Origin of the sequence: Mesorhizobium sp. L2C084A000 (genome assembly GCF_000502875.1) — a bacterium.
Lineage (GTDB): Bacteria > Pseudomonadota > Alphaproteobacteria > Rhizobiales > Rhizobiaceae > Mesorhizobium.
This window is the reverse complement of record NZ_AYWX01000009.1, coordinates 390704-407685: the sequence shown is the minus strand read 5'-3', so window position 1 is coordinate 407685 and position 16982 is coordinate 390704. Positions and strand designations below refer to the sequence as shown.

Annotated in this window: 10 protein-coding genes, 2 tRNA genes and 1 pseudogene; 6 read left to right on the top strand and 7 right to left on the bottom strand. The window is 63.8% G+C overall.

Annotated elements, in window-relative coordinates:
* Positions 1 to 451: 451 nt before the first annotated feature.
* The 5 genes from X735_RS146230 to X735_RS146250 form a co-directional block, all read right to left on the bottom strand.
* The gene (locus X735_RS146230; RefSeq protein WP_023812260.1) at positions 452 to 1594 is read right to left on the bottom strand and encodes a slipin family protein; all 1143 of its coding nucleotides are present in this window, start codon (positions 1592 to 1594) and stop codon (positions 452 to 454) included.
* Between the two features lie 352 nt (positions 1595 to 1946).
* A tRNA-Asn gene (locus X735_RS146235) sits at positions 1947 to 2016 on the bottom strand.
* 2 nt (positions 2017 to 2018) lie between these two features.
* Positions 2019 to 2092: transfer RNA gene (locus X735_RS146240), tRNA-OTHER, on the bottom strand.
* A gap of 229 nt (positions 2093 to 2321) precedes the next feature.
* Positions 2322 to 2870 (bottom strand): histidine phosphatase family protein, encoded by a 549-nt coding sequence (locus X735_RS146245; protein ID WP_023812259.1) that lies wholly within the window; start codon positions 2868 to 2870, stop codon positions 2322 to 2324.
* Positions 2871 to 2973: 103 nt separating this feature from the next.
* Positions 2974 to 5883 (bottom strand): caspase domain-containing protein, encoded by a 2910-nt coding sequence (locus X735_RS146250; RefSeq protein ID WP_023812258.1) that lies wholly within the window; start codon positions 5881 to 5883, stop codon positions 2974 to 2976.
* A gap of 143 nt (positions 5884 to 6026) precedes the next feature.
* Between X735_RS146250 and X735_RS1000000169885 the strand changes: the two genes are divergently transcribed.
* The 3 genes from X735_RS1000000169885 (at position 6027) to X735_RS146260 (ending at position 9968) form a co-directional block, all read left to right on the top strand.
* Complete coding sequence (locus X735_RS1000000169885; RefSeq protein ID WP_023812257.1) at positions 6027 to 7097, top strand: AEC family transporter; 1071 nt, start codon at positions 6027 to 6029, stop codon at positions 7095 to 7097.
* Positions 7098 to 7320: 223 nt separating this feature from the next.
* A complete protein-coding gene (locus tag X735_RS146255) occupies positions 7321 to 8853 on the top strand; it encodes an NAD-dependent succinate-semialdehyde dehydrogenase (protein WP_023812256.1) in 1533 nt (510 codons plus the stop codon).
* Between the two features lie 92 nt (positions 8854 to 8945).
* On the top strand, positions 8946 to 9968 hold the full coding sequence (locus X735_RS146260) for an aldose epimerase family protein (protein WP_023812255.1): 1023 nt from the start codon (positions 8946 to 8948) through the stop codon (positions 9966 to 9968).
* A 50-nt stretch (positions 9969 to 10018) separates the two neighbouring features.
* Here the strand turns inward: X735_RS146260 and X735_RS01000000166035 are convergent.
* Positions 10019 to 10848: pseudogene (locus tag X735_RS01000000166035) on the bottom strand (sugar kinase).
* Between the two features lie 151 nt (positions 10849 to 10999).
* On the opposite strand from X735_RS01000000166035, the gene X735_RS146265 reads away from it, so the two are divergent.
* Positions 11000 to 11449 (top strand): FixH family protein, encoded by a 450-nt coding sequence (locus tag X735_RS146265; RefSeq protein ID WP_023812254.1) that lies wholly within the window; start codon positions 11000 to 11002, stop codon positions 11447 to 11449.
* Between the two features lie 7 nt (positions 11450 to 11456).
* A complete protein-coding gene (locus tag X735_RS146270; protein ID WP_023812253.1) occupies positions 11457 to 12656 on the top strand; it encodes a cytochrome c peroxidase in 1200 nt (399 codons plus the stop codon).
* Between the two features lie 94 nt (positions 12657 to 12750).
* Here the strand turns inward: X735_RS146270 and X735_RS146275 are convergent, their stop codons facing one another.
* A complete protein-coding gene (locus X735_RS146275; protein ID WP_023812252.1) occupies positions 12751 to 13203 on the bottom strand; it encodes an Lrp/AsnC ligand binding domain-containing protein in 453 nt (150 codons plus the stop codon).
* Positions 13204 to 13365: 162 nt separating this feature from the next.
* Between X735_RS146275 and putA the strand changes: the two genes are divergently transcribed.
* On the top strand, positions 13366 to 16977 hold the full coding sequence (gene putA, locus X735_RS146280) for a bifunctional proline dehydrogenase/L-glutamate gamma-semialdehyde dehydrogenase PutA (protein ID WP_023812251.1): 3612 nt from the start codon (positions 13366 to 13368) through the stop codon (positions 16975 to 16977).
* Positions 16978 to 16982: the final 5 nt, after the last annotated feature.

Below are 16982 nucleotides of genomic sequence, written 5' to 3'. Positions count from 1 at the left end.
GGGCCGCCCGACAAGCCGGCGGCCCTTCCAGTTGACGTCACGTCAGCTTAGTTTTCACGGAGCTTGACCACTGGCTTTCTCAGAACGTGACGCGGCCGAGCACGCGCAAGCCATCGCCCTGCGGCTCGACCACCACCGCTTCGCCCTCGNTGATGGTTTCGATATCGATCTCGCTGGTGTCGGCAATGATCTTGGCGACTTTGTCGAACGTGGTGGACAAGGGCTTTTCCTTCGGTTGCGGGCGGAATCTGTCCGCATCTTGTTTGGGCGCTGTCTAATCGGTTTTTCCCGGCAGGAAAAGGGCTGATACGCCGGGCGCAGATGGGTAGGGTGTCTGGAAAACGCAAGAAGGCCGCCGGTTTACCCGGCGGCCCTTCTTGTTGACGCTACGTCAGCCTTTGTTTCGAGGCATGCCGTTTTCCCAAACCGGAACCACTTTGGGCGACATGCATCAGCTGTCGCGGAGCTTGACCAGATCGTTCAGCAGCCCGCCCGTTCCGTTGTGGACGGTCAGCCGCTCGACCTTGCCGGCGATGGTTTCCAGAGCCTCAAGCTCCTTCAACCGCAGCATCACCGGGTTTTCCGCCATCACCCTGGCCGTGTTGAGGAGGGAACGCGTCGCGTTCGTCTCCTCGCGGCGACGGATGATGTTGGCCTCGGCCTGCTTTTCGGCCGACACCACCTGGTTGAGGATCTCGCGCATCTCGCCCGGCAGGATGACATCCTTGAGGGCGATATCGCTGACCTCCACCCCGATCTCGGCCATATCAGCGCGGACCTTGCCAGCGGCTTCTTCGTCGATCGTCACCTTCTTTTCAAGGATCTGATCGAGTGTCAGCGCGCCAAGGGTCTTGCGGAAGGCGTACTGCAGGGCGCGGTAAAGGGCTTCGGAGAAGTCCTTCACCATGCTCACCGCCTTGACAGGATCGACGACCCGGTATTCGGCTGCGATGTTGACGCGGATCGTCACGCGATCCTTGGTCAGCACTTCCTGCCCGGCAACGTCGAGCGACTGGCGCTTGAGGTCGACGACCTTGATCTGCACCATGCGTCCGACGTTCCAGAAGCCATGCACGCCCGCCGTCAGCGTCCTGACCAGGACACCGTCGATGAACAGCAGTCCGGCCTGACCGTCGACGACCGGGTGGACGGACATCAATTCCGCCTTCCGGGCCTGGCCGAGCCGGCGCATGACCGCCGCATCGATGGCGAGATCGACCGATGTGTCGATCAGCGTCACCTTCCACGGACCGGCATCCGTCCACAGCACGAGCTTGCGGTCCGGCGCCAGAACGGCGTGCAGATTGCCGTCACGCTCGATGATGGCGACATCCGTGCGCCCGGTGCGAACGACGGTGAAATGACGCGCGGCCACATCCGGGAGCTTGTCGAACAACGCCTTCTCGTATGCCGAAACGAATTCCGGGTTCTTCAGATCGTGCCGGGACACTTCAAGGCTGCCGCGCCGGTTGGCGAGCCAATGTTCGCCCGGCAGCAGGACAGTCTTGATCTCACCCTTGTGGAGGGTGAGGGCACGTTCGTTTTCCTTTACGAGGACGCGCTCGCGTCCAAGAACCTTGTCGAGAATTGTCATTGTTTCACTCCTGTCGGGCATGGCCACATGCGAGGCGTCAAGTCATGCGTCGATCGTTCCTTTCGTTTCTCGTTTCACATCGTCGTCTTGCGTCATCGTCCGGGCACGAATGATCCGGGGACTGGTGGCATCAATCCGTGGCGGGCCTTCGGGAGCGGATCGCGGGGCAGCGAAGCGGGCGCCGGAGGCCGAGCTTCCTTTGCCGGCGACACTGCGCCTTGATCGTCACCGCGGGCCTGGCCGCGAGCCGATGGCGAAAGACGCTTGGGATGATCCGCGCCCGAGGGCTTGGGCCATCCGTTCAGTCTTTCGCATTCCAGTCCCCTGACCGTTTTTCGGATGGCTTTTCAGGCCAATGGAGAAGGAATCGAACCTTCGACAGTCAGATTAACAATCTGATGCTCTAACCAAACTGAGCTATCCGTGGTGCAGATGAAGGGAATTGAACCCCCGACCTCCGGACCCAAATCCGGCGCTCTCCCGCTGAGCTACATCCGCGATCCCAATCCCCAAAGCGGCGCCGTATACAGGGCGGCAAAGCCGCCTGCACGGGCGGAGGCGAAAGCTCCAACCGTTGTGCTCGCTTCGGTTCTCGTGACCGGGAGCGCGCCTATAGCCCCTGCGACGGGTTGTCGCAAGCGGCATTGTCGTGGCGGATTTGCGGCTTCTTGCGGCGGTGGCATTTCGGCAACACCGCTTTCGACGTCAGCGATCGCGCGCAGGGAGCTCAGAAGGTGACGCGGCCGAGCACGCGCAGGCTATCGCCCTGCGGCTCCACGACCACGGCCTCGCCTTCGCGCGGCGAGATGCCGGTCAGCGCCACGATGTCTTCCAGATGGGTGACCATGACCAGATTGTCGGAGCCGGAATAGGCGCGGATTTCTTTCAGGATCGCCGCGATCTGCGCGGCTTTCTGCGCCTCGTCGCCCTTCAGGAGATCGAGCGGAGCAAACAGCTCCGGCTCGGCCTCGAAGGCGATGCGGGCAGTATCGAGGCAGCGGCAATAGCGGCTGGACAACACGCGCTCGATCGGTGCCGCACGGGCGGCAAACAGAGCGCCGATCTTGCTCGCCTGTTGCTTGCCACGGGCCGACAGGTTCATCTGGGTGGCGCAACTGTCGATGTCGAAATTGGCCGGGTCGGTGGTGCCGGTGACCATGGCATGGCGCAGCAGCACGACATGTCCGCCATCGCGCAGCAGCGCCCAGCCTGCATCCGTGGCGTGGGCCACGCCGGGAATAAGAAACAGGAACAACGCCAAGGCAAATCGAATCATCCGCTATCCTTCTCCGGTTCCCGGCAATGGGTTCCGGTGACGGGACATATAGGGACGGTAAAGCCAGCCGAAAGACAAGGCGCGGTCGGCGGGATGCGTAGACCTACTTCTTCGCCATCTGCTTCTTCACCAGATCGATCTTCTGGTCGGTGAGCGGGATGGGGATTGTGTAGCCGGCTTCGGTAAAGCCCTGCTTGGCGTTCTCGAAGAATTCGATCGCCTTTTGATATTCGGCCTTGCCCCCGCCATAGCTGGCTCGGTTCCAGCTGACGTCACCGAGATTGTTCTGCGCGAAGGCCCATTGCATGGGCAGGCTTTCCCTGGTGAATACCTTCAGCGTGGCCGCGAAGGCGGCCTCGGCATCACCGAGGTATTTGCCGGTGCGTTCGAGATTGCCGAGGTTGAGCAGGCTCATGCCGATGCCGTTCTGGGCGTTGGCCCAGTCGACTGGTGCCGCGTCGACGGTGAGTACTTCGAGGGCTGCTCGGCGGGCCGCTATGGACTCAAGCAGCGTCCTGGAGTCGGCATTGCTCATGCTCAGCCAGTGCAGCGTCGAGCCGAGGCCGGCCTGGGCCAGCGCCCATTGGCGGGGGTTCGTCTCGCGCTTGTACTCGCGCAACGCATCGCGGTAGGCGGCAATGGCTTCACCATAATGTTCCGGCTTGTCGGTGACGCCGCCGAGGAGCTGCAGCGTGTTGCCGAGATTGTAGTGGCTCATTGCCCAGTCGAGAGGGAATTTCCGTCTGACATAGACCTGCCGGGCCGCCCGGAAGGCCGCGGCCGACTGCTCCAGCTTGGCCGCGTCGCGGGTGCGCTGGCCAAGCGTCTGGTAGATCGAACCGAGATTGTTCTGCGCCGACGCCCAGTCCATCGGGAAACGCTGCCGGGTAAAGACCGTCAGTGCATCATCATAGGCGGCCGCGGCCTCTTCAAGCGCGCCGGTGCCCATATCGAAACGGGCGACACCGCTCAGCGCGTTGCCGAGGTTGAGCCTGCTGGTCGCCCATGAGACGGGGAAGGTTTCACGGGTTCGCACTTCAAGCGCGGCACGGAACGCGTTGGCCGCCTCGTTTATCTTCGCCTTGTCGTTGAGCTGAATGCCGAGCGACACCAGCGTGTTGCCGAGATTGTTCTCGACCATGGCCCATTCAACCGGCGCCTTTTCGCGTGTGTATTCCTCAAGTGCCAGCCGGTAGGCCGCCTCGGCTTGCGTCAGATGTTCGCCGGCGGCCTCGCGCTCGGAAAGCGCATAGAGTGCCAGGCCGAGATTGTTCTGCGAAGCGGCCCAGTCGCGCGGGACCTTGTCGCGCGGGCGTTTTTCGAGTGTGGCGCGCATCGCCACCACCGCCTCGTTCAGGCGTTTCGGGTCGCTCTCGCGTTCGCCGATCTTCAACAGCACATTGGCCAGATTGTTCTGCGCTGCGGCCCAGTTGAGATCGTCCTTCTCGCGCTCGAACACGGCAAGCGAATCGCGAAAGATCCGGGCTGCCTCCTCAAGGCGCGCGGTCTCCGTCTCGCGCTCGCCGATGGTCTGCAGGACCACCGCCATGTTGTTGCGGGTGATGGCCCAGTCGCGATTCTGTTCGCCATTGGGGATGAAGTTCAGGATGGTGCGATAGGCCTCAATGGAGTGCTGCAGCGCATCGAGGTCGCCGGTGGCGTAGCCGTAGGCGTTGAGCGCCTCGGCTTCCTGGTTCTTGTAGTTCCAGCGCAGCTTGTCGTCCCATTTTCCGGCCAGCGAAAACGCCTTGGCATAGTCGCCGGCAGCGGATTTGTAATCGAAGACCAGCCCCGAAGCATCGGCGCGCCTGGCATAGATCGCGGCATCGGCAAGACGCTTCTGCTTGACGAGATCCTCGGCTTCATCGACCGCGTCGTTGGTCTGTTCGATCCGGCCGACGGCATCGTCGAGGAATTTACGCGCCGTCACGATGGCGCCCTGGCCGATCGCCTTGTCGGCGGAGCCGACAAGCCGTTTGATCTCCGGATCGTCGGTGCGAAGCGCTGCACGCTCGGACATCATCTTCCTCAGGCGCTCGGCCTGGGCGTCGAGCACCTTTTGCAGGTCGGTCGGATCTTCCGGGATCTTTTCCGTGCCGAGCGCTTTCAGCACGCCATAAAGCGCATCGAGCGGCACGCCTTCCTGCAGCGAGGCCAGTTCCACCTGCGCCCGTTTCGGGTCGGGCAGGTCGGAAATCGTCAGCAGGAGCTGGCGCCTCTCGCCTGTGATCAGTCCGTCGTCGCCGGTCGGCTCCGCTGGCGCGACGCCGAAATAGAGCAGCCGGCGCAGGCTTTCATTGACCCAAGGGCGCTGTTTAGATCGGAAGAGCACACGTCTGNCCGGACGACCCGGTTCTGCGGCAAAGCCGACCACCGTACCCAGGCTCGCGTCGGCCGCCGGCGCATTGCCGAGCGCCTTCGCGCCGCGCACCGGCTCCAAGCCGCCGGCGCCGATGGGCGAGGCGGAAGCGGTCGGTGAGCGCCGGACCATGGCATCGGCGGGGAATGGATTGGTGCGGCAGGCGTCGAGCAGCATGATCGTCACCGGCACTGTCTTTTTCAATGCCTCCATGACGGCCGATATCGGCACAAGGCTGGTGCCGGCATCCTTCAGCGACGGGACGTCGGCATCGACCGGAACCAGATAGTTTTCGCCGCCGGCCTCGATGCCATGACCGGAGTAGTAGATGAAGGCGACATCGGCGCCGTCGGCATCTTCGGTGAACCGCTCCAGGTCGCGCTTCAGCTTGGTGGCGTCGCGGTCGGTGACGCTGCGGGCGTCGAAGCCAAGGTCGGTCAGCATCTTGGCCATGTCGCGGGCGTCGTTGGCGGGGTTGGGCAGGGCGGCGATGTGCAGGTAATTCGACTGGCCGATGATCAGCGCCACGCCCTTAAGGCTTTTTGTCTCGGCAACTGCAAGCGCGGTCGCGGCAAGGCAAAGCAGTGCGGCGATGAAAGCCGTCAGCCATGCCCGCCGCAAAAGATTAAGCTTCGAGGTTTCGACAAAGGTCATTTGTCGTTCGCATCCGCCCTGATGATCCAAGCCCTCTATAACGCTGCCAATGGACCATGATCAAATTTGGCCATGATCAAATTAGGGCATGATCAAATTCGGGCGCGATTGCGCCGCGGCCGTGGCTCGCCTATCCCTGAAAAATGTCGCCGCTCACCGAAACCGTTCTTTTCGTCTTCAGCCTCGTCGCGCTCGGCTATCTCACCGGGCTCACCGGCTATCTAAAGCCGGCCAGCGGGGACGGCATCTCCGAATTCGCCATCAACGTGGCGATGCCGCTGCTGCTGTTTCGGACGATGGTGAATTCCGATTTCCATGGCGTGGCGCCATGGTCGCTGTGGGGCGCTTACTTCACCGCGGTTGCAATGACATGGGCTGCCGGCCATCTGGTGACGACGCGAATCTTCGGGCGGGACGCACGCACAGGTATCGTCGGTGGAGTGTCGTCGTCCTTCTCGAATGTGGTGTTGCTGGGCATTCCCTTCGTTCTCGGCGTATTCGGGTCCAGCGGATTCGAAGTGCTGTCGCTGCTCGTTTCCGTGCATCTGCCGACCATGATGATGGCGTCGATCATCATGTTCGAGATATTTGGCCNCTACACGACGCTCTTCCGATCTTTCGGGTCCAGCGGATTCGAAGTGCTGTCGCTGCTCGTTTCCGTGCATCTGCCGACCATGATGATGGCGTCGATCATCATGTTCGAGATATTTGGCCGCGGTGGCAGCGAGCCCGTACACCCGCTGCGCATCATCCAGAGCTTTCTGAGAAGACTGTTCACCAATCCCCTGATCATCGGCATCCTGGCCGGGCTGGCATGGCGCCTAACCGGCGCGCCGCTGCCGAACCTTGCCACGCGGCTGGTCGATGCGCTGGCTGACACTGCCGGGCCAGTGGCGCTGTTCGCCATGGGCCTCAGCCTGCGCCGCTTCGGTATCTCCGGCAATGTCCGGCCGGCTCTGGCGCTTTCGGTGCTGAAATTGTTCCTGATGCCGGCTCTGGTTCTCGGTCTGGTCTGGCTGCTTGGCCTGCCGCCATTGACGGCCAAAGTGGCGGTGGTGGTGGCGGCGCTACCATCCGGCATCAATTCCTATCTCATCGCCGTGCAGTTCAACACCGGCCAGGCGCTGGCGTCGAACCAGATGACAATCGCCACGGCGAGCGCGGTTGTTACAACCGCCTTCTGGCTGACGGTGGTGCTCCACGTTTTCGGATAGGATATGTCGATAGTCAGATAGTGCGGCCAGCGATCGGCACGGCATATGTCCGGCCTGCTCTCGCCTCTGGCTGGTCCAACCCCTATATGCCATCTTGCGATTGCTTGCGGGCCTTGCCCTCGGTAAAGAGCAGTGGCTCCGGCGTGCCGGCTTCAGTCCATGGCGCACGCTCACCGAAGATTTCACAGACCGGCCCGTCAGCGCGCCGAACGGAGGATAGACCATGCTTCAGAAAACCAGCCATTTCATGCGGCAGGCCAATCTCATCAACGGCGAATGGGTGCAGGCCGACAGCGGCCAGACGGTCGACGTCAACAACCCGGCCACCGGTCTCAAGATCGGCACCGTGCCGAAGTCGGGCAAAGCCGAGACCCGCCGCGCCATCGAAGCCGCCGCGGAAGCTTTCAAGACCTGGCGCAAGACGACCGCGCTCGAGCGCTCGAAGCTGCTGCGCNCCATCGAAGCCGCCGCGGAAGCTTTCAAGACCTGGCGCAAGACGACCGCGCTCGAGCGCTCGAAGCTGCTGCGCAAGCTGCATGACGCGATGATGGACAATCAGGACGTGCTGGCCGAACTGCTGACCATCGAACAGGGCAAGTCGCTGTTCGAATCGAAGGGCGAGATCGGCTCCGCCGCGGCCTATATATTGTGGTTCGCCGAGGAAGGCCGCCGCACCTATGGCGACGTGGTGCCGTCGCCGTGGGCGGATCGCCGTATCCTGGTGACCAAGGAACCGGTCGGCGTCATCGCCGCCATCACGCCGTGGAATTTCCCGTCCTCGATGCTGGCCCGCAAGCTCGGCCCGGCGCTCGCCGCCGGCTGCACCGCAGTGGTCAAGCCGGCCTCGCAGACGCCATATTCGGGCCTCGCCTGGGGTGCGCTCGCAGCGGAGGTCGGCTTCCCCAAGGGCGTCGTCAACATCCTGACCGGTTCGGCAAGCGAGATCGGCGACGAGATCTGCGCCAATCCGCTGGTGTCGAAGATCACCTTCACCGGATCGACCGAAGTCGGCAAGCTTCTCATCCAGAAGTCGTCGGTCACCGTCAAGAAAGTGTCGATGGAGCTCGGTGGCAACGCGCCGTTCATTGTCTTCGATGACGCCGACCTCGAGCGTGCGGTCGCTGGTGCGATCACCGCCAAGTATCGCAATTCCGGCCAGACCTGCGTCTGCACCAACCGCTTCCTTGTCCAGGCTGGTGTCTATGACAAGTTCGTCGAGAAGCTCGCTGCCGCCAGCAACGGGCTGAAGGTCGGCTCCGGCCTCGAGGACGGCGTGCAGCAGGGGCCGCTGATCGACGAGAAGGCGGTCGAGAAGGTCGAAGAACTGATCGCCGACGCCACATCCAAGGGCGGCAAGATCGTTGCCGGCGGCAAGCGCCATGCGCTCGGCGGTTCGTTCTTCCAGCCGACGGTCATTGCCAATGCGACGCCCAAGATGCGCTTCATGAAGGAAGAGATCTTTGGCCCGGTCGCACCGGTGTTCAAGTTCGAGACCGAAGAGGAGGCGATAGCACTCGCCAACGACACCGAATTCGGCCTCGCCTGCTATTTCTACACCGGCGATCTCGGCCGCGCCTTCCGCGTCATGGAAGGGCTGAAATACGGCATGGTCGGCGTCAATGAAGGCCTCATCACCACGCCGGAGGCGCCGTTCGGCGGCGTTAAGGAATCCGGCCTCGGCAAGGAAGGCGGACATCAGGGCATCGAGGATTACCTCGACACCAAATATGTCTGCATCGGCGGCCTCGGCCTCTGATATTCTATCCCGGAGATGAGCAGGCCGATAGCCTGCCCATCTCTCATGGGAAAACCAGCCGAAGTCTTCTGGATCAACTGGCATTTACGGGCATGGCGATGAAGGACGGCGAGGTTTTCGGCACGACGCAGGCAGGCGAGCCGGTGCGTCGCTTCACGATCAGGGGCGGCGGTATCACCGCCAACATCATCGGTCTGGGCGCGATCATCCAGGATCTGCGCCTGACCGGGCACGATGCGCCGCTGGTGCTTGGCTACGACAATCTGGCGGCCTACGAGACGGATACGGGCTTCTTTGGAGCGGTTGTCGGCCGCTATGCCAACCGCATCCGCGACGGCCGCTTTACCATCGCCGGCAGCCGCTACCAGACCGAGCAAAACTTCCTCGACAAGCATACGCTGCATGGCGGCTCGCAAGGCTATTCCCACAGGCCGTGGACGGTTTCGCTGCATGGCAGGGATTTCGTCACGCTGACGTTGCACGATCCCGACGGCGCGATGGGTTTTCCCGGCGCGCTCGATGTCACCTGCACCTACCGGTTGAAGATCCCCGGCACGCTCAGCGTCGAGCTGACCGCCACCTGCGAGGAGCCGACGCTGTGCAATCTGACCCAGCATTCCTATTTCAACCTGGATGATGGCGGCGCCGGCGACATTCTCGACCACAGGATGATGCTGAATGCCGGCGCCTACCTGCCGGTCGATGGCGACATGATCCCGACCGGCGTGGTCAAGCCGGTTGACGGTACGCCGTTCGATTTCCGCCAGGCGCGGCCGCTGCGCATGGAGACCGAGGGCGAACAGCTGCCCTACGACCAGAATTTCTGCCTCGCTTCGGCACGCGGGCCGCTCAAGCAGGCGGCATGGGCGCAAGGCGCCAGTTCCGGTGTCGAGATGGAGGTCTGGACCACTGAGCCGGGCGTCCAGCTCTATACCGGCCAGTACGTGACGCCGCGCACCGGGTTGGAAGGCCGCGACTACAAGGCTTTTTGCGGCTTCTGCCTGGAGCCGCAGATTTGGCCGGACGCGCCGAACCGGCCTTATTTCCCGCAGGCGACGCTGTGGCCGGGCGCGATCTACCACCACGTGACGGAATACAGATTCCGTCTGCCCTGAGGCCTGCCAATGTTCAGGTGAAGCCCGCCTGACCAGAATCGCAACAGACTTTAGCCGGCGAAGGCCGCGCGCAGCGTCTCGAACGGCGCCAGCGCGCCGCGCACCTGCACCACGGCGGCGGCGACGCGATGCGCACGGCGTGCTGCTTCAAGCGGGTCGTGGCCGGCAAGTCGAGCCGCAAGATAGCCGCCGTTGAAGGAATCGCCGGCGCCCGTCGTATCGGCGGGAGCGGCGACATGGATTGCCGGGACTTCGCGCAGCGTTCCTGCTTGGGCAATCAGTGCCGGTGCTTCGCCGTTCTTGACGACGACCTCGCCGACGAGTTGCCCGAGCCGCTTCGCTGTGGCTTGCGGTGTTGGATCGCCGAACAGCATCTGCTCGTCGGGGAAGGTCGGCAATGCGATGTCGGTGGCGGCAAGGGCTTCGACGATCGCTGCCTGCGCATCCTCGCGCTCACGCCAGAGCCGCGGCCGATAGTTGGGGTCGAAGGCGATAAGTGAACCAGCCGAACGCGCCTTGGCGACGGCGGCCAGCAACTCAGCGCGCGCGGCTTCGTCCAGAATTGCCAAAGTGATTCCGGAAAAATAGACAAGTGCCTGATTTTCCAGGTTTTTCGATAATGCGGCCGGGTCCGAGACAAGCTGCCGCGCGGCGGCGTCGCCACGCCAATAGGTGAAGGAACGTTCGGCTCCCGTCAGCGTGATGGCATAGAGGCCGGGCCGCGCGCCCGCTATGAGCGGGCTGGAGCCGATGCCGANGCATGCAGCGCCCACAGCGTGTTGAACGTGTCGCCGGCAAAGCCTATGCGCCAGTTCGGTCCCGTCTGGCCCGACAGTTCGAGCATGCATTCGCCGATCGAGGCGACGCCGTTTCCCGCCATCTGCAATCCTCCAGTGATCTCGGTGCTGTAGCTTTTTGCCACCGGCAGCGCCATGCTTGGCAAGCAGGGTTTTTTCCGCCACAGCGTTTTCCCACAGGCTGGCGGGATGCGATCCGTTCGGCAGAGCGTTGTCTGCAGAAGAGGAACCGGTTTGGCATCGATATGGCGTTATCTTCTGGCAGGTCTTGGTCTGGCTGCCTTGCTGGTCGGCATTCTCGCGGTCGTTTACCTGACGGCGCCGCGGTCGGCGCGGCCCGCCGGCCCGGATGTCTCTCGGACGAAGAACACCGCCAACGGGCTGTTCGTGGCAAGCTTCGCGCCGGAGCGAGGCGTTGTGCGGCTAGGCCAACTGCAATCCTGGCTGCTGACGCTGAAGACAAAGGCTGGAGCTCCGGTGGAAGGGGCGGCGATCGCGATCTCCGGCGGCATGCCGCTGCACAGTCACGGCCTGCCGACCAGCCCGCAAGCGACCGACTATCTCGGCGACGGGCGTTACCGGATCGAAGGGGTGAAATTCACCATGAGCGGCTGGTGGCAGCTGCATTTCGCCATCTCGGCCACCGCAGGCTCCGATACGGTGCTCTTCAACGTGGTGCTGTGAGCAGGACATGAGGCGGCGTTCGCGTTTTCTGGCGCTAATGGTGGCCGTTGTCCTTACCGGCTGCACGAAGCCGGATTTTTCCGACGCCGAGAAGACGACCATCGCCTCGCTGGCGCTGTCGTCGCTGCCGGCGCTCAAGCCCGACACCACCGATCGTTTTGCCGACGTGCCGGCGGCTGCCGCACTCGGCTCGACGCTGTTCTTCGACCAGGGCATGAGCGGTGACGGGTCGATATCCTGTTCGACATGCCACAAGATCGACCGCCAGTTCCAGGACGACCTGCCGCAAGCCGTCGGCGTCGGCCGTACCAGCCGGCGGACCATGCCGCTGGCCGGCGTCGCGCGCGATCCCTGGTTCTTCTGGGACGGCCGCCGCGACAGCCTGTGGGCGCAAGCGCTGACGCCGCTCGAAAACCCGCTGGAGCAGGCGGGAAACCGCACCGCCTACGCGCATTACATCAAGGCGCGCTTCGGCGAGCGCTATGAGCGCATCTTCGGGCCGCTGCCCGATCTTTCGGGCATGCCGTCGAATGCCAGCCCGCTTGGAAACGATGCCGAGAAGGCGGCCTGGAATGCGATGAGCGGCGCGCAGCGCAGCGCAATCGACGGCGTCTTTGCCAATATCGGCAAGGCGATCGCCGCCTTCGAACGCTCGATCGAGCCGGCGCCGACGCGTTTCGACCGTTTTGCGCTGGATCTCGTCACCGGCGCTGAGCCGAAAGGCCATGCGGTCTTTTCCAAGCAAGAAATCCTTGGGCTGAAACTGTTCATCGGCAAGGCCAATTGCGTGACCTGTCACAACGGCCCGCGCTTCACCGACAACAGCTTTCACAACACCGGCGTGCCACCCATTGCGGGCCTGCCGCCGGACCGCGGCCGCATCGATGCCGTGCGCCAAGTCGAGGCGGACCCGTTCAACTGCTTCGGCGCCTATCGCGATGGCGACGCCAGCGCCTGCGGCGAGTTGCGCTTCATGGTCAAGGATGCGCCCGAACTCGTTCGCGCCTACAAGACGCCATCGCTGCGCGGTGCGGCAACGCGGTCGCCCTACATGCATGCCGGGCAGTTTTCGTCGCTCGACGAGGTCGTGGCGCACTACGCCAAGGCTGCACCCAGCGTGGAGGGTACGTCCGAAGTTCATCCGCTGGGGCTGTCGGATCGTGAACGTGCGGCGCTGGTGGCTTTCCTGAAGACGCTTTCGGAGTGAGTTAGAGCCCGATCCATCCCGATGTATCGGGATGGGGCTCTACGTTTGACCATGATCTTGTCCGAAAACCGGCTTCCACTTTTCGGGATCATGGTCATCGATCCTTGACTGTCTCCATCGCCACGAAGGTCGAGGTCTGGGCGACGTGGGGCAGGGCCGAGATGCGTTCGCCGAGGACGCGGCGGTAGGCGGCGATGTCCCTGGTGCGGACTTTCAGCAGATAGTCGAAGCTCGACGCCATCATGTGGCACTGCTCGATTTCCGGCACGGCCTGCACGGATCGGTTGAAGGCATCGAGCGCGGCGGACCTGGTGTCGGACAATTTCACCTGGACGAATGCAACATGGCCTTCGCCCATGCGCTCGCGGTCGATGATCGCCTGGTAGCCCCTGATGTAGCCGTCCTTCTCCAGCCGCTTCACCCGCGCCTGCACCGGCGTTTTCGACAGGCCGACGTTTGCCGCCAGTTCTGACATCGAAAGCCGGCCATCGCTTGCCAGCGCCGCCAGGATATTCCTGTCGATGCGGTCCAATTGGTCTTCTGTCATCGAAAATGCAGTCCATATGTCGGTTTTGAGCTGCTACGATAGATCGAATGACCTGCAATGTCGATTTCTTCGGACCGATTGAAAATTCGCATCTGTGCTAGCTTCCACCATTCGGTCCGGTGACCGCCGGCCCGATCCCTTTGCTCGATCCATGGGACCGCCATGCCAGCGCTCGATGCCATCCGCCAGCAGATCCGCGCCAACTACCTGCCCGATGAAGACGAGGCCGTGAAGCGGCTTGCCGACGCGACGGCGCTCTCCGGGAAAGACCGCAAGGCGATCTCGGCCCGCGCCGCCGATCTGGTGCGGGCGGTGCGCGGTTCGTCCGATCCCCGGCTGATGGAAGTCTTCCTCTCGGCCTATGGTCTCTCCACCAAGGAAGGCGTCGCGCTGATGTGCCTGGCCGAGGCACTGTTGCGCGTGCCCGATACCGAAACGATGGACGACCTCATCGCCGACAAGATCGCGCCGCACGACTGGTCGGCGCATTCGGGCGGTTCGAGCTCCATCTTCGTCAACGCCTCGACTTGGGCGCTGATGCTGACCGGCCGCGTCCTCGATGAGGGCGAGGGCGGCATCGAAGGCACGCTGCGCTCGATGGTGCGGCGGTTGGGCGAGCCGGTCATCCGCAAGGCGGTGGCCGCCGCCATGCGCGAGATGGGCGAGCAGTTCGTGCTCGGCCGCACCATCACGGAAGCCGTCAAGCGCGGCCGGCCGATGACGCAGAAGGGCTACCTCTATTCCTTCGACATGCTGGGCGAGGCGGCCCGCACCGAGGCCGACGCCTTGCGCTATCACAAGGCCTATGCCGACGCGATTTCGTCGCTCGATTCCGGCTCCAACGGTCCTGACATCAGGCAGAACCACGGCATTTCGGTCAAGCTTTCGGCGCTGCATCCTCGCTACGAGGTGGCGCAGAAGGAAGAGATGCTGCCTGTGATGGCCGAGCGGCTCTTGTCGCTGGCGCTTGCCGCGCGCCATTCGCGTATGGGCCTCAACATCGATGCCGAGGAGGCCGATCGCCTCGATCTGTCGCTCGACGTCATCGAGCGGGTGCTGGCCGAGCCGGAGCTCGCCGGCTGGAACGGCTTCGGCGTGGTGGTGCAAGCGTATGGGCCACGCGCGGCCTTCGCCATCGATTGGCTCTATGCGCTGGCCAGGAAATACGACCGCAACATCATGGTGCGGCTGGTCAAGGGTGCCTATTGGGACACCGAGATTAAGCGGGCGCAGACGCTCGGACTGTCAGGCTATCCCGTCTTCACCCGCAAGACCAACACCGACGTTTCCTACATGGCTTGCGCGAAAAAGCTGCTATCGATGACCGACCGCATCTATCCGCAATTCGCCACCCACAATGCCCACACCGTCGCCGCCATCTTGGCGATGGCGGATAATCGCGATTCCTTCGAGTTCCAGCGCCTGCACGGCATGGGCGAGGCGCTGCACGAGACGGTGCGACGGTCCGAAGGCACACGCTGCCGCATCTACGCGCCGGTCGGTGCGCATTCCGATCTGCTGGCCTATCTGGTCCGCCGGTTGCTGGAGAACGGCGCCAATTCCTCCTTCGTGCACCAACTGACCGACGAGGACGTCGAGCCGGAGGACATTGCGCGCGATCCGCTCGAAACGGTCGAGAGCCAGGGTCCGGCCACCAATCCGGCGATTGCCCGGCCTTCCGAGATTTTTGGGGCCGGGCGTCGCAATTCGAAAGGATTCGACATCACCGACACGGTGACGCTGGCGGCGATCGACAAGGCCAGGGTGGCCTTCGCTGGGCCGGATCGTTGGCATGCCAAGCCGATCACCCGTGCCGCCGGCTACGGCAAGCAGCGTCCCATAGTCAACCCAGCAAAGCCTTCCGAAGTGGTCGGTACGGTCAGCGAAGCCGCCGCCAAGCAAGTCGCGACCGCCGTGCGCTTTGCGGTGGAAGCGCAGCCGGCATGGGCAAAACGTTCCGTCGCCGAGCGCGCTGCCATCCTCAACCGTGCCGCCGTTCTCTATGAATCCAAAGCCGTCGAGTTCTTTGCACTCGCCACCCGCGAGGCCGGCAAATCGCTGGCCGACGGCGTCGCCGAAGTGCGCGAGGCGGTCGACTTCCTGCGCTACTACGCCACCGAGGCGGCCAATGCGGAGGCGGGCACGCAAGCGCGCGGCGCCATCGTGTGCATTTCGCCGTGGAATTTCCCGCTCGCCATCTTCACCGGCCAGATCGCGGCCGCACTTGTCACCGGCAATTCGGTCATCGCCAAGCCGGCCGAGCAGACGCCGCTGATCGCCTTCCGGGCTGTCGAGCTGCTGCGCGAGGCCGGTGTGCCGGAAGACGTCATCCAGTTGCTCCCTGGCGACGGCCCGTCGGTCGGCGGGCCGCTTACATCAGATCCGCGCATCGCCGGCGTCTGCTTTACCGGCTCGACCGAGGTCGCCAAGCTGATCGAGAAGCAACTGGCCAAGACGGCCGCGCCCAACGCCATGCTGATCGCCGAGACGGGCGGCCTCAACGCCATGATCGTTGATTCCACCGCGCTGCCCGAACAGGCGGTGCGCGACATCCTCGCCTCGGCATTCCAGAGTGCCGGCCAGCGTTGCTCGGCACTGCGCGTGCTCTATGTGCAGAAGGACGTGGAGAAGAAAATGCTGGAGATGCTGAAGGGCGCCATGGAGGCGCTCAGCATCGGCGATCCCTGGCGGATTTCGACCGATGTCGGCCCTGTCATCGACGACGAGGCGCAAAGCTCTATCCGCGAGTACTGCACGAAAATGGGCTTGCAGGGCCGGCTGATTGCCAAGCTCGAAGCGCCGAAGGAAGGTCGCTTCGTTGCGCCGCATGTTTTCCGCGTCAAGGGCATCGAGGACATGGAGCGCGAGGTGTTCGGGCCGGTGCTGCATGTCGCTACGTTCGACGCCGACGAAATCGACGCGGTCATCGCCGCCATCAACCGCAAGGGCTATGGCCTGACCTTCGGCCTGCACACCCGTATCGAGGGCCGCGTGCAGCATTTCGTCGACGGCATCCATGCCGGCAACATCTACGTCAACCGCAACCAGATCGGCGCCGTGGTCGGCTCGCAGCCGTTTGGTGGCGAGGGGCTTTCAGGCACCGGGCCGAAGGCCGGCGGCCCGCACTACCTCCGCCGGTTCCGCAAAGGGCCGGAGGCTGGCACCCATTTGCAGGATGGCCATAAGGTCACGGCGACCGAGCTTGCCGACAATCTGCCTGATCCCACACTTGGCGGCTGGTCGACGCGTCCGGACCGGATCGCCATTCTGAGGAAGCATCTGCGCGGCAAGGGTGCTGCGGCCATAGGTGCGGCCGCCGGCATCGATTTCGGCCAGATCGACCTGCCCGGGCCGACCGGCGAGGCCAACACGCTCTCGCTCTCGCCACGCGGACGGGTGCTGTGCCTCGGTCCCGATGGCGATACGCTGCTGGCGCAGACGATCCAGGCGCTCGCCGCCGGCAATGCGGTGCTGGCCGTGGCGCCCGGCGCACCGGCTGCCCTTTCCCCATTGACCGGCAAGGGCTTGCCGCTGGCCGCCATCGATGGTCGGCCGGATCCGGTCGAAGCACGCTCACTGCGCGTCGATGTCGTCGCCTTTTCGGGCACGCCGGAGGCTGCACGCATCGTGCGCAAGGTCATCGCCGACCGCTCCGGCCCGATCGTGCCGCTGGTCAGCGAGGTACTGAACCCGGCGGCCTATGCACATGAACGGGCTGTCTGCGTCGACACCACCGCCGCCGGCGGCAATGCGAGCCTGCTGGCCGGAGCTTGAGCCCG